This is a genomic window from Pseudomonas sp. SJZ078 (assembly GCF_007828255.1).
Taxonomy (GTDB): domain Bacteria; phylum Pseudomonadota; class Gammaproteobacteria; order Pseudomonadales; family Pseudomonadaceae; genus Aquipseudomonas.
Genome location: NZ_VIUG01000028.1, coordinates 51,872 through 64,749 on the forward strand (window position 1 = coordinate 51,872; position 12,878 = coordinate 64,749).

A 12,878-nucleotide genomic window follows, 5' to 3' on the forward strand; every position below is an offset into this window, starting at 1 on the left:
TCCCACAGAATCCGGTAAACTGCCGCACGTTTTTTCGTTGAGTGCGTTTTCCCATGCAAATTGCCCTGGCGCCCATGGAGGGGTTGGTCGACAACATCCTGCGGGACGTCCTGACACGCGTCGGTGGTATCGACTGGTGCGTGACCGAGTTCATCCGCGTCAATGATCGCCTGCTTACACCGGCCTATTTCCACAAGCTTGCTCCAGAGCTGCTGACCGGCGCGCGGACCGCTGCCGGCGTGCCGCTGCGGGTGCAATTGCTGGGTTCCGACCCGGTGTGCCTGGCGGAAAACGCGGCGTTGGCCTGTGAATTGGGCTCGGAGGTGGTCGATCTGAATTTCGGCTGCCCGGCCAAGACGGTGAACAAGTCCCGCGGCGGCGCGGTGTTGCTCAAGGAACCGGAACTGCTCAACCAGATCGTCGAACACGTCCGTCGTGCCGTGCCGAAGCACATTCCGGTCACCGCCAAGATGCGCCTGGGCTTCGACAGTCCGGACGGTGCGCTGGTCTGCGCCACGGCACTGGCCGAAGGCGGGGCGGCGCACATCGTGGTGCACGCGCGGACCAAGACTGACGGCTACAAGCCGCCGGCCCATTGGGAGTGGATTCCCCGGGTCCAGGACGTGGTCAAGGTGCCGGTGTTCGCCAATGGGGATATCTGGAGCGTCGAAGATTGGCGTCGTTGCCGTGAAATCAGCGGCGTAGAGGACATCATGCTTGGTCGCGGCCTGGTTTCCCGCCCGGACCTGGCCCGGCAGATCGCCGCCGCCCGCGCCGGTGAAGAGGTGGTGCAGATGTCCTGGGCCGAGCTGCAACCGATGCTCCAGGATTTCTGGGTACAAGTGGTCGACCAACTGACACCGCGTCAGGCACCCGGCCGGTTGAAGCAGTGGCTGGCGATGTTGACCCGTAATTATCCCGAAGCGGTCGAGCTGTTCACCGCGCTGCGTCGGGAAACCGAGCTCGACGCCGTAGGCCGTTTGCTGGGTGTGCAGCGCCCCGAAGCGGCCTGAAAAAAATTTCGAAAAAAGCTCTTGAAAAGTATTTGGCGACCCCTAGATAAGGGGTACGCGATGCCGAATTCGGGTCGCGGAGACAAAAAACCTTGCTGAACTTTTCAGGAGATTTGAATCATGAGTACTGCATTTTCGCTGGCCCCTCTGTTCCGTTCCTCGGTGGGCTTCGACCGTTTCAACGACCTGTTCGAAACCGCCCTGCGCAACGAACCGGGCAGCAGCTATCCACCCTACAACGTGGAAAAATACGGTGATGATGAATACCGTATCGTAGTCGCCGCCGCTGGCTTCCGGGAAGAAGACCTGGACCTGCAGGTGGAAAAAGGTGTGCTGACCATCAGCGGCGGTAAGCGCGAGGCCAGCAACGACAGCGTGACCTACCTGCATCAGGGCATCGCCCAGCGTGCATTCAAGCTGTCCTTCCGATTGGCGGATCATATCGAGATCAAATCCGCCGGCCTGAGCAACGGTCTGTTGAGCATCGACCTGTTGCGGGTGGTTCCGGAAGAGGCGAAAGCCAAGCGCATTCCGATCAACGGTGCGCAGCAGCAACCCGCGCTGCAGAACTGATGCATCGCCACTGAAAAAGGGCGCCGAAAGGGCGCCCTTTTTCATATCGAAAACTTTTTGAAATTCAATTGTGGCGAGGGGATAAATCCCCTCGCCACAATTGTCTTGTTGTTGGCCCTGTATCAGGGCAACAACCGCTCGAACGCATCCAGCGGCAACGGCCGGCTGTGCAGGTAGCCCTGGTACAAATGGCAGTCGAGCCCCTGCAGGAAGTGCAACTGTTCCAGGGTCTCCACGCCTTCGGCAATCATTTCCAGGTTGAGGCTGCGGGCCATGGCGACGATGGCGCGGATGATCTCGGCGTCGTTGGGGTCGCTGGTGGCGTCGCGCACGAATGACTGGTCGATTTTCAAGGTGTCCACCGGCAGGCGCTTGAGGTAGGTCAGCGACGAATAACCGGTGCCGAAGTCGTCCATGGCGAAGCTCACTCCCAGTTTCTTGAGGCGGCGCATCTTGCCGATGGTGTCGTCCAGGTTCTGGATCACGATGCCTTCGGTGATTTCCAGTTTCAACATGGTGCAAGGCAGGCCGTGCATCGCGAGGCTGTTCTCGATGCGTTCGACGAAATCGCTCTGACGGAACTGTCGCGGGCTGATGTTCACGCACAGGCTGAACCGCTGCGGATCTATCTTGCCCTTGGCAATCAACTGCTTGAAGCCATCGCAGGCTTCGTCGAGGATCCAGGTGCCCACTTCGAGGATCAGCCCGCTGTCTTCCAGAACCTTGATGAACTCATTGGGCGACTGGGCACCCAGTTCGGGGTGATGCCAGCGCACCAGCGCTTCGGCACCGACGATACGGTTGTCCCGGGCGTCGACCTGGGGTTGGAAATGCAGGCTGAACTCATCCCGGGCCAAGGCCTGGCGCAGGTCGGTTTCCATGCGCAGCCGTTCACTGGCTGCCTTTTGCATGGTGGTGTGGAACATCTGCGAGGTATTGCGCCCCGAATCCTTGGCGCGATAGAGGGCAATGTCGGCGCGCTTGAGCAGATCGGTCGGGGTGGAGCCATGGTCGGGAATCAAAGCCATGCCGATGCTGGATGTGACCTGCAATCGCTGGCCGTCGAGGAACATCGGCTCCGAAAGCAGTTCGCGCAGGGTGTCGGCCAGTTTCTGCACCTGCTCGCTGACTTCGTTGCGGGTGCCTTCCAGGCCGCTGAGCAGTACCACGAACTCATCACCGCCCAACCGCGCGACGGTGTCCTCCAGGCGCACGCTGGCTTCCAGGCGCGCGGTGATGATTTTCAGCACCGTGTCGCCCACCGGATGGCCCAGGGAATCGTTGATGTGCTTGAAGTGGTCAAGATCGAGGAACAGCAGCGCACCGCGTAGATTATGGCGCTTGAGCAAAGCGATCTGCTGGCTCAGTCGGTCCATCAGCAGGGCCCGGTTGGGCAGGTTGGTCAGCGGATCGTGATAGGCCAGGTGACGGATCTGGGCCTCGGCGTTGCGCAGCAGGCTCACGTCCCGCGCGGTCAGCAGTAGGCAGTCCGTCTCATTGAGCGTAATAGGCTCGACCGACACCTCGACCGTGAGCAATTCCCCGCGCTTGTTGCGCCCGAGCATTTCCTGGTGATGCACGCGGCCCTTGAGTTGCAGTTCGGCCAACAGGGCTGCGCGCTGTTTTTCCTCGGCCCAGATGCCCACCTCGTACACCGTGTGCCCGATCACTTCGTCGGCGCGGTAGCCGGTCAGGCGGCAAAAGCCGTCGTTGACTTCGAGGTAACGGCCGCTTTCGCGTTCGGTGATGGTGATGGCGTCCGGGCTGGAGTGAAACGCCTTGGCGAATTTTTCCTCGCTGGCCTTGAGGGCCGCTTCGGAGCGTTGTTGCTGGGTGATGTCCCGCAGGGTGGTGACGATGCAGGGCTGGTTGCTGACGTTGATCTGCCGGCTGGAGATCACGCAGGTCAGCGGCTGCCCGTCCTTGTGATGGACGACAATGGCAACGTTGTTCAGCGATTGCTCGCGAATCACCCGTTCGATGCGTTGCAGACTGTTGCCCGAAGCGTCCCAGAGCCCGATTTCGTCGGCGCTGCGGCCGATCACGTCACTGGCGGACCAGCCGAAGGTCTGGGTGAAGCTGGAGTTGATCTCGAGGAAGCGGCTGCTTTCCTGGTGGGTGACGCAGATCGGGTCGGGGCTGACCTGGAACAACGTGGCGAATTTTTCCTCGGACGCCGCCAGGCTTTGCTCGCGCTCCACCTGATCGGTGATGTCCAGCAAAGTGCCAGCCATGCGCTGGGGGCTGCCGTCGTCGTTGCGATAGAGGCGGGCTCGGCTCTCCAGGTAACGGGAACTGCCATCCGGCAATTGCACGCGGTAGGTCAGTTGATAATTACCCGCCGGGCCTTCGCGCAGGCTGCGATACGCATTGCGCATGTTATTGCGCTCCTCGTCGGGTACCCCTTCGAAAAACGCGTCGAATGATTCGTGGAACGGCTTGGGTTCCAGGCCATGGAGTTGTGCGGCGCGGGCCGAGCCGTAGAGCATGCCGCTGGGTATGTGCCAATCCCAGGTGCCCAATTGCGCCGAGTCGAGGGCCAGGTCGAGACGTTCCTGGCTGTCCTTGAGGGCCTGTTCGGCCAATTTGCGTTCTGTGGTGTCGAGAAACGTGCTCAGCAGATAGGGCTGGCCTTCAAGTTCGACCTTCTGCGCGCTGAGGATGCCGTTGTGGATCTGGCCGTTGCTGGCGCGGAACTCCACTTCCATGCTCACCAGTTCACCCTTGGCCTTGGTGGCCTCCACCAGCTTGGCCCGCTGGCTGGGGTCGACCCACAAGCCCAGCTCCAGGGTGGTACGGCCGATGACATCGTGTACCGGCCAGCCGAACAGGCTCTCGAAATACTGGTTGGCTTCGCTGATCAGCCCGTCTTCCTGGCGGGTCAGCAAGACCATGTTCGGACAGAGATGAAAGAGCGTGGCGAAGCGCTTTTCCGAACTGCGTAACGCCTGTTCGCGCTCGCGCTGGTGGGTAATTTCGCGAATGACCCCGATCATGCGCGGGCGACCGTGCTTGTCGGGCGATACGCTGCCGCTGATTTCCAGCCAGTGCAGGCTGCCGTCGGGCCAGACAATGCGATGGTGCATCGCCTGCTCCAGCGGCGCGCCGGCCACTGCCGCATGAAAGGCGCGGACGGCTTTGGTCCGGTCTTCGGGCAAGAGCAGGTCCAGGTAATCCACGTCTGCCGGAAGCGGCTGGCGCGGGTCGAAGCCGAACAGCGCCTGGGTACCCCTGGACCAACTGATCCGTCCGGTGTCGATGTCCCACGACCAGGCACCCAGCCGCGCACCGTTCAGCGCAGCCAGTAACTGCGGCGCACTGTCCCAGCTTTGCTCGGACCGTTTCGGGTCAAGCGCCTGGATGCGCGGCAGGGGCGGAAGATGGTCAGCGGGTTTGGGCATTATCTAGCGAGCCTTGGGCAGTTGGGCGTTAAGCGCAGGCATTTCGGCTCTATAGGAGTAGCACAACCTATGCCCTTGTCCCTGGCAGATCGATTTGTGCGTCCAATAAGGACATGAAAGCGCGCGCAGCATTCGACAGCGTCCGTTCAGTGTGCAAGATATAGCCTAGCTGGCGACTGAGCTGTATGCCCGGCAAAGGGATGCGCGCCACCTGATCATCGAGCATGGTGCGCGGCAGGACGCTCCAGGCCAGGCCGATGGAGACCATCATCTTTATGGTTTCCAGATAGTTCGTGCTCATGGCGATGTTCGGTGTCAGGCCCTGGGCCTCGAACAGACGCCGGACAATGTGATGGGTAAACGTGTTGCCTCCCGGAAAAACCGCGGGGTGCAGGGCGATGTCCGCCAGGCTGACCGCGGGATTGTCCAGCAGCGCGTGTTCCGGCGCCACCACGAAATCCAGGGGGTCGTCCCACACCGGCATGGCGCGCATCAACGCATGCGGCTCGGGGGCGAGGGTGATGACCGCCAGTTCCGCCCGGCCGTGGAGAATTTCCTCGTAAGCCACTTCCGAATCCAGGAATTGAATATCCAGGGCTACCTGTGGGTAGCATCGGGTGAACTCCCTCAATAGAGGCGGCAAGCGGTGCAGGCCGATGTGGTGGCTGGTGGCGAGTGTCAGCCGTCCGGTGACTTCACCGGTCAGGTTGGTCAAGGCGCGACGGGTGTCGTCCAGTACGTTGAGGATCTGATAGGCCCGGGGCAACAGGGCCCGGCCCGCCTCGGTCAGGCCGATCTCGCGGCCCAACCGGTCGAACAGGCGGACGTTGAGCTGCTGTTCCAGCCCGGCGATGCGCTTGCTGACGGCTGGCTGTGTCAGGTGCAGGCGTTCACCGGCGCCGGAGAAACTGCCCGTCTCGGCAATAGCGATAAAGGCGTTGAGGTTGGCGAGGTCCATGGCGGTTTCGGTGAATTCCTGTTGGTTATGCAAAGTATGAAAAATATGAATTTGAGTTATTTAATGTAGCCTCATAACATCAGCCTCACAAGCCAAAGGGTTATTGAGTCATTCAAGACCCGGGGCATAGAAACAAGCTGATGAGGAACCGTCTGATGGCCGGCAAAACGCTCTACGACAAGCTCTGGGATTCGCATTTGGTCAAGCAGCGCGACGATGGCTCGGCGCTGATCTATATCGACCGTCACATCATCCACGAGGTGACCTCGCCGCAAGCCTTCGAAGGTCTGCGCCTGGCCGGGCGCAAGCCATGGCGGATCGATGCCAACATCGCGACCCCGGACCACAACGTGCCGACCACCCCGGAGCGCAAGGGCGGTATCGACGCCATTGTCGATCAGGTTTCGCGGTTGCAGGTCCAGACCCTCGACGATAACTGCGACGAATACGGCATCGTTGAATTCAAGATGAACGACGTGCGCCAGGGCATCGTCCATGTCATCGGCCCGGAGCAGGGCGCGACCTTGCCCGGCATGACCGTGGTCTGCGGCGATTCCCACACCTCCACCCACGGTGCTTTTGGCGCCCTGGCCCACGGCATCGGCACCTCCGAGGTCGAGCATGTGCTCGCCACCCAGTGCCTGGTGGCCAAGAAAATGAAGAACATGCTGGTGCGCGTCGAGGGCAAGCTGCCCTTCGGCGTGACCGCCAAGGACATCGTCCTGGCCGTGATCGGCAAGATCGGCACCGCCGGCGGTAACGGCCATGCCATCGAGTTCGCTGGCAGTGCGATCCGCGACCTGTCCATCGAAGGCCGCATGACCATCTGCAACATGTCCATCGAGGCCGGTGCCCGTGTAGGCCTGGTGGCCGCCGATGAAAAGACCGTCGAATACGTCAAGGGTCGTCCGTTCGCCCCGAAAGGCGCTGAATGGGACCTGGCGGTCGAGGCTTGGAAAGACCTGGTGTCCGACGCCGATGCCAGGTTCGATACGGTGGTCGAACTCGATGCCACCCAGATCAAGCCGCAGGTCAGTTGGGGGACGTCCCCTGAGATGGTCCTGGCCGTGGATCAGAACGTACCGGATCCGGCTAAGGAGATGGATCTGGTCAAGCGCGACTCTATCGTCCGCGCCTTGAAATACATGGGCTTGAAGGCGAACCAGGCGATCACCGACATTCAGCTTGACCGCGTGTTCATCGGTTCCTGCACCAACTCGCGGATCGAAGACCTGCGCGCCGCGGCGGTGATTGCCAAGGGCCGCAAGGTCGCCTCGACCATCAAGCAGGCCATCGTGGTCCCGGGTTCCGGCCTGGTGAAGGCCCAGGCCGAAGCGGAAGGGCTGGACAAGGTGTTCCTCGAGGCCGGTTTCGAGTGGCGTGAGCCAGGGTGCTCGATGTGCCTGGCGATGAACCCGGATCGCCTGGAGTCGGGCGAGCATTGCGCTTCCACTTCCAACCGTAACTTCGAAGGCCGTCAGGGCGCCGGTGGCCGTACCCACCTGGTCAGCCCGGCCATGGCCGCGGCGGCTGCCGTCAATGGCCGTTTCGTCGACGTTCGTGAATTGATTTGAAGGAGAGCGCAGCATGAAAGCTTTTACCCAGCACACTGGTCTTGTCGCGCCTCTGGATCGTGCCAACGTCGACACCGACCAGATCATTCCCAAGCAATTTCTGAAGTCCATCAAGCGCACCGGCTTCGGTCCGAACCTGTTCGACGAATGGCGTTACCTGGATGTGGGCCAACCCTACCAGGACAACTCGAAGCGGCCGCTGAACAAGGACTTCGTGCTCAACGCCGAGCGCTACCAGGGCGCCAGCGTGCTGCTGGCCCGGGAGAACTTCGGTTGCGGTTCGAGCCGCGAACACGCGCCATGGGCGCTTGAAGAATACGGCTTTCGCAGCATCATCGCGCCGAGCTACGCCGACATCTTCTTCAACAACAGCTTCAAGAACGGTTTGCTGCCGATCATCCTCAGCGACGCAGAAGTGGACGAGCTGTTCCAGCAGGTCGAGATCAACCCGGGTTATCAGCTGCAGATCGACCTGGCAGCCCAGACCGTGACCCGTCCCGACGGTAAGGTGCTGAGCTTCGAGATCGATGCGTTTCGCAAACATTGCCTGCTCAACGGCCTGGACGACATCGGCCTGACGTTGCAGGACGGCGACGCGATTGCGGCGTTCGAAGCGAAGCATCGGGCGAGCCAGCCCTGGTTGTTTCGCGATGCTTGATTGACTTGAGATCGATGTGAGTAGTGCCGGCCTCTTCGCGAGCAAGCCCGCTCCCACAGGGTTTGTGAGCACCGCTGATCCAATGTGGGAGCGGGCTTGCTCGCGAAGGCGGCAGTACTGACACAACAAGGCCATACCCCAAAAGGACATCCTATGACCAGCACCGCCCACAGTCAGGTTGTACAAAAGCAATTCGGTGAACAGGCTTCGGCCTATCTGAGCAGTGCCGTGCACGCCCAGGGCGCCGAGTTCGCGCTGCTACAGGCTGCCTTGACCGGTCGTGGCGATGCCCGGGTGCTGGACCTGGGTTGCGGCGCCGGCCACGTGAGTTTTCACGTGGCGCCGCTGGCCGGTGACGTGGTGGCCTATGACCTGTCCCGGCAGATGCTCGATGTCGTGGCGGCAGCCGCAGCGGAGCGTGGCCTGGGCAATATCACCACGGTCTGTGGTGCCGCCGAGCGCCTGCCGTTCGCCGACGCCGAGTTCGACTTCGTGTTCAGCCGCTATTCGGCGCATCATTGGGGCGACCTGGGTGTGGCGTTGCGGGAAGTGCGTCGGGTGCTCAAGCCGGGCGGCGTGGCGGCATTCATTGATGTACTGTCGCCGGGCATGCCGTTGCTGGACACCTACCTGCAAAGCGTCGAGGTGCTGCGCGACACCAGTCATGTGCGCGATTATTCGGCTGCGCAGTGGCTGCGCCAGGTCAGCGAGGCTGGGTTGCAGGTGACCAGCACCTCTCGCCAGCGCCTGCGCCTGGAATACCGCTCCTGGGTCGAGCGCATGCGTACGCCCGAGGTGATGCGCGGGGCGATACTCGCGCTGCAGCGCTCGATGGGCGATGAAGTGCGTGAATATTTCGAGATTGAGGCCGATGGTTCTTTCAGTACGGATGTACTGGTGCTGTGGGCCGAGCGATAGCCTTTTTCCCGGCCTGTCAGGCAGTAGAAAACCTGGCGCGCCGGTACAACAAACGAGGAAAGCATGAGCAAGCAGATTCTGATTCTCCCCGGCGACGGCATTGGTCCGGAAATCATGGCCGAAGCGGTCAAGGTCCTGGAGCTGGCGAACGACAAGTACGGCCTGGGCTTCGAACTCAGCCACGACGTGATCGGCGGCGCGGCCATCGACAAGCACGGCGTGCCCCTTGCCGATGAGACCCTGGACCGTGCCCGTGCCGCCGATGCCGTGCTGCTGGGAGCCGTGGGTGGCCCGAAATGGGACAAGATCGAGCGCGACATTCGCCCCGAGCGCGGCCTGCTGAAGATTCGCGCCCAATTGGGCCTGTTCGGCAACCTGCGTCCGGCGATCCTCTATCCGCAACTGGCCGACGCGTCGAGCCTGAAGCCGGAAATCGTTTCGGGCCTGGACATCCTCATCGTCCGTGAACTGACCGGGGGTATCTATTTCGGTACCCCGCGCGGTACCCGCGAGCTGGATAATGGCGAACGCCAGGCCTACGACACCTTGCCGTACAGCGAGAGCGAAATCCGCCGTATCGCCCGGGTCGGCTTCGACATGGCCCGCGTGCGCGGCAAGAAGCTGTGTTCGGTGGACAAGGCCAACGTGCTGGCGTCCAGCCAACTGTGGCGTGAAGTGGTCGAGCAGGTGGCTAAGGATTACCCGGATGTCGAATTGAGTCACATGTACGTCGACAACGCCGCCATGCAACTGGTACGCGCACCGAAGCAGTTCGACGTGATCGTCACTGACAACATGTTCGGCGACATCCTGTCCGACGAAGCGTCGATGCTCACCGGCTCCATCGGCATGCTGCCGTCGGCCTCCCTGGATGCCAACAACAAAGGCATGTACGAGCCGTGCCACGGTTCGGCACCGGACATCGCCGGGCAGGGCATTGCCAACCCGTTGGCGACCATCCTGTCGGTGTCGATGATGCTGCGCTACAGCTTCAACCTCACCGACGCCGCCGACGCCATTGAAAAGGCCGTCAGCGTGGTGTTGGACCAGGGTTTGCGCACCGGCGACATCTGGTCGGCCGGTTGTACCAAAGTCGGTACGCAGCAAATGGGCGACGCGGTAGTCGCCGCGCTGCGGAATCTGTAATCTCTCCGGTCCACCGCTTCGACGGTGGCCCACTTTTGTATAGGTGCAGTTGCGATGAAACGTGTAGGTCTGATCGGTTGGCGGGGCATGGTCGGTTCCGTGCTCATGCAGCGAATGCTGGAAGAGCAGGATTTCGATCTCATCGAGCCGGTGTTCTTCACCACTTCCAATGTCGGTGGCCAGGGTCCGTCCGTGGGCAAGGATACCGGTGCACTCAAGGATGCCTACAGCATTGAAGAGCTCAAGACCCTCGATGTGATCCTGACGTGCCAGGGCGGCGACTACACCAGCGAAGTCTTCCCGAAGCTGCGCGAGGCCGGCTGGCAGGGCTACTGGATCGACGCCGCTTCCAGCCTGCGCATGCAGGACGACGCGGTGATCATCCTCGACCCGGTCAACCGCAAGGTCATCGACCAGCAACTGGATGCCGGCACCAAGAACTACATCGGTGGCAACTGCACCGTCAGCCTGATGCTGATGGGCCTGGGCGGCCTGTTCGAAGCCGGTCTGGTGGAATGGATGAGCGCCATGACCTACCAGGCGGCTTCCGGTGCCGGCGCGCAGAACATGCGCGAGCTGATCAAGCAGATGGGCGCGACCCACGCGGCCGTCGCCGATGACCTGGCCAACCCGGCCAGCGCCATCCTGGACATCGATCGCAAGGTTGCTGAGGCGATGCGCAGCGATGCCTACCCGACCGAAAACTTCGGTGTGCCGCTGGCCGGCAGCCTGATCCCATGGATCGACAAGGAGCTGCCGAACGGCCAGAGCCGCGAAGAGTGGAAGGCCCAGGCCGAAACCAACAAGATCCTCGGTCGCTTCAAGAGCCCGATCCCGGTGGATGGCATTTGCGTGCGCATCGGCGCCATGCGCTGCCACAGCCAGGCGCTGACCATCAAGCTGAACAAGGACGTGCCGATCGCCGACATCGAAGGGCTGATCAGCCAGCACAACCCTTGGGTCAAGCTGGTGCCGAACAACCGCGAAACCAGCATGCAGGAGCTGAGCCCGACCAAGGTCACCGGTACCCTGAACGTGCCGGTGGGACGCCTGCGCAAGCTGAACATGGGGTCGCAGTTCGTCGGTGCCTTCACCGTCGGCGACCAACTGCTGTGGGGCGCGGCCGAACCGCTGCGTCGCATGCTGCGGATCTTGCTCGAGCGTTGATCGATTGCTGTTGTGAAAGAACCCGTGCCTTGTGAGAGGTGCGGGTTTTTTTATGACCGTAGACATACGCGTCCTTGTGGGAGCGGGCTTGCTCGCGAAGATGGAGGCACATTCAAAGCCCATACAAACTGACATGCCGCTTTCGCGAGCAAGCCCGCTCCCACAGGTTGTGTGCTTACCGCAGATAGCCTGCTCGCGATGGCGCCAGTCCATCCACCACAAATCCTCCGTCAATTGCGTGGCCGCCAACCACCCGGTAAAGTGCCGCTCCCCACGCATTACCCGAGGTAGACCCCATGAGCCAGTCCTTTGACATTGCCGTGATCGGCGCCACCGGTACGGTCGGCGAAACCCTCGTCCAGATTCTCGAAGAGCGGGATTTTCCCGTCGGCAACCTGCACCTGCTGGCCAGTAGTGAGTCGGCGGGCAGTTCGGTGATGTTCCGCAACAAAAACGTGCGGGTACGAGAAGTCGACGCGTTCGATTTCAGCAAAGTGCAACTGGTGTTCTTCGCTGCCGGCCCGGCGGTCACTCTGAGTTTCGCGCCGCGTGCCACCGCCGCCGGTTGCGCCCTCATCGATCTGTCCGGTGCCCTGCCGCCGGAACAGGCCCCGCAGATCGTGCCGGAAGCCAACGCCCAGGCGCTGGCGGGCCTTGGCAAACCGTTCCAGGTCAGTAGCCCGAGTGCATCGGCCATCGCACTGGCTGTTGCGCTGGCTCCGTTGCGTGAGTGCCTGGATATGCAACGCATCAGCCTGACCGCCAGCCTCGCCGTGTCCGCCCAGGGCCGTGTCGCCGTAACCGAGTTGGCGCGCCAGACCACCGAATTGCTCAACGCCCGTCCGTTGGAGCCGACCTTCTTCGACCGGCAGATAGCATTCAACCTGCTGGCCCAGGTCGGCGCCCCGGATGAGCAGGGCCATACGCAGCTGGAAAAGCGCCTGGTGCGTGAGTTGCGCCAAGTGCTGGATCAACCTTTGTTAAAGATTTCCGTAACTTGCATTCAAGCCCCGGTGTTTTTCGGCGATAGCTTTAGCGTGACCGTGCAGTCTGCGAACGCTGTCGACCTGAAGAAAGTCAACGCAACCCTGGAAGCGGCCGCCGGCATCGAGCTGGTGGAGGCGGGCGACTACCCGACGCCAGTCGGCGATGCGGTGGGCCAGGACGTGGTTTATGTGGGGCGTGTGCGCGGTGGTGTCGATGACCCGGCGGAACTGAATATGTGGCTGACGACGGATAACGTACGCAAGGGCGCGGCACTCAACGCAGTGCAGGTGGCGGAGTTGTTGATAAAAGACCTGCTGTAAAAGATACTTGGCAACAATTTGTCGAATGATTCTAGCCGGGCGCTATGCTTGGCCTGGACGCTGAAGGCGAAAAGCTCCCGCTAGGGACGTTCCCGGGCCTGAGTAGAAACGATCGTGTGCCCCGTCCTGCGGGGATGCGTGAAATGCCTAGCGGCAGCGACAT

Annotated in this window: 10 protein-coding genes; 8 read left to right on the forward strand and 2 right to left on the reverse strand. The window is 61.8% G+C overall.

Features of this window, described 5'->3' with window-relative positions:
• The first annotated feature begins 53 nt into the window (after positions 1-53).
• Both FBY02_RS21535 and FBY02_RS21540 read left to right on the forward strand, forming a co-directional pair.
• Positions 54-1,013 (forward strand): tRNA-dihydrouridine synthase, encoded by a 960-nt coding sequence (locus FBY02_RS21535; protein WP_144930177.1) that lies wholly within the window; start codon positions 54-56, stop codon positions 1,011-1,013.
• A gap of 120 nt (positions 1,014-1,133) precedes the next feature.
• Positions 1,134-1,586 (forward strand): Hsp20 family protein, encoded by a 453-nt coding sequence (locus tag FBY02_RS21540; protein ID WP_041023758.1) that lies wholly within the window; start codon positions 1,134-1,136, stop codon positions 1,584-1,586.
• Positions 1,587-1,708: 122 nt separating this feature from the next.
• On the opposite strand, the gene FBY02_RS21545 is transcribed toward FBY02_RS21540, so the two are convergent.
• Both FBY02_RS21545 and FBY02_RS21550 read right to left on the reverse strand, forming a co-directional pair.
• Positions 1,709-4,987: an EAL domain-containing protein gene (locus FBY02_RS21545; RefSeq protein ID WP_144930178.1), complete on the reverse strand. Its 3,279-nt coding sequence runs from the start codon at positions 4,985-4,987 to the stop codon at positions 1,709-1,711.
• Between the two features lie 67 nt (positions 4,988-5,054).
• Positions 5,055-5,945 (reverse strand): LysR family transcriptional regulator, encoded by an 891-nt coding sequence (locus FBY02_RS21550; RefSeq protein WP_144930179.1) that lies wholly within the window; start codon positions 5,943-5,945, stop codon positions 5,055-5,057.
• 155 nt (positions 5,946-6,100) lie between these two features.
• On the opposite strand from FBY02_RS21550, the gene leuC reads away from it, so the two are divergent.
• The 6 genes from leuC to FBY02_RS21580 all read left to right on the forward strand — a co-directional run bounded on the left by leuC (position 6,101) and on the right by FBY02_RS21580 (position 12,715).
• On the forward strand, positions 6,101-7,519 hold the full coding sequence (gene leuC, locus FBY02_RS21555) for a 3-isopropylmalate dehydratase large subunit (RefSeq protein ID WP_144930180.1): 1,419 nt from the start codon (positions 6,101-6,103) through the stop codon (positions 7,517-7,519).
• A gap of 13 nt (positions 7,520-7,532) precedes the next feature.
• Complete coding sequence (gene leuD, locus FBY02_RS21560) at positions 7,533-8,177, forward strand: 3-isopropylmalate dehydratase small subunit (RefSeq protein ID WP_144930181.1); 645 nt, start codon at positions 7,533-7,535, stop codon at positions 8,175-8,177.
• 153 nt (positions 8,178-8,330) lie between these two features.
• A complete protein-coding gene (locus FBY02_RS21565) occupies positions 8,331-9,095 on the forward strand; it encodes a class I SAM-dependent methyltransferase (protein WP_144930182.1) in 765 nt (254 codons plus the stop codon).
• A 63-nt stretch (positions 9,096-9,158) separates the two neighbouring features.
• Complete coding sequence (gene leuB / locus FBY02_RS21570; RefSeq protein WP_144930183.1) at positions 9,159-10,241, forward strand: 3-isopropylmalate dehydrogenase; 1,083 nt, start codon at positions 9,159-9,161, stop codon at positions 10,239-10,241.
• 54 nt (positions 10,242-10,295) lie between these two features.
• Positions 10,296-11,408 (forward strand): aspartate-semialdehyde dehydrogenase, encoded by a 1,113-nt coding sequence (gene asd, locus FBY02_RS21575; protein WP_024779161.1) that lies wholly within the window; start codon positions 10,296-10,298, stop codon positions 11,406-11,408.
• A 296-nt stretch (positions 11,409-11,704) separates the two neighbouring features.
• Positions 11,705-12,715, forward strand: coding sequence for an aspartate-semialdehyde dehydrogenase (locus FBY02_RS21580; protein WP_144930184.1), 1,011 nt, complete (start codon positions 11,705-11,707; stop codon positions 12,713-12,715).
• Positions 12,716-12,878: the final 163 nt, after the last annotated feature.

What these genes read in the sequence shown, in the direction of transcription:
- FBY02_RS21535 (WP_144930177.1), top strand. Translation starts at nt 54, where the DNA reads ATGCAAATTGCCCTGGCGCCCATGGAGGGGTTGGTCGACAACATCCTG.
- leuC (WP_144930180.1), top strand. Translation starts at nt 6,101, where the DNA reads ATGGCCGGCAAAACGCTCTACGACAAGCTCTGGGATTCGCATTTGGTC.
- FBY02_RS21540 (WP_041023758.1), top strand. Translation starts at nt 1,134, where the DNA reads ATGAGTACTGCATTTTCGCTGGCCCCTCTGTTCCGTTCCTCGGTGGGC.
- leuB (WP_144930183.1), top strand. Translation starts at nt 9,159, where the DNA reads ATGAGCAAGCAGATTCTGATTCTCCCCGGCGACGGCATTGGTCCGGAA.
- FBY02_RS21545 (WP_144930178.1), bottom strand. Translation starts at nt 4,987, where the DNA reads ATGCCCAAACCCGCTGACCATCTTCCGCCCCTGCCGCGCATCCAGGCG.
- FBY02_RS21565 (WP_144930182.1), top strand. Translation starts at nt 8,331, where the DNA reads ATGACCAGCACCGCCCACAGTCAGGTTGTACAAAAGCAATTCGGTGAA.
- FBY02_RS21580 (WP_144930184.1), top strand. Translation starts at nt 11,705, where the DNA reads ATGAGCCAGTCCTTTGACATTGCCGTGATCGGCGCCACCGGTACGGTC.
- asd (WP_024779161.1), top strand. Translation starts at nt 10,296, where the DNA reads ATGAAACGTGTAGGTCTGATCGGTTGGCGGGGCATGGTCGGTTCCGTG.
- leuD (WP_144930181.1), top strand. Translation starts at nt 7,533, where the DNA reads ATGAAAGCTTTTACCCAGCACACTGGTCTTGTCGCGCCTCTGGATCGT.
- FBY02_RS21550 (WP_144930179.1), bottom strand. Translation starts at nt 5,945, where the DNA reads ATGGACCTCGCCAACCTCAACGCCTTTATCGCTATTGCCGAGACGGGC.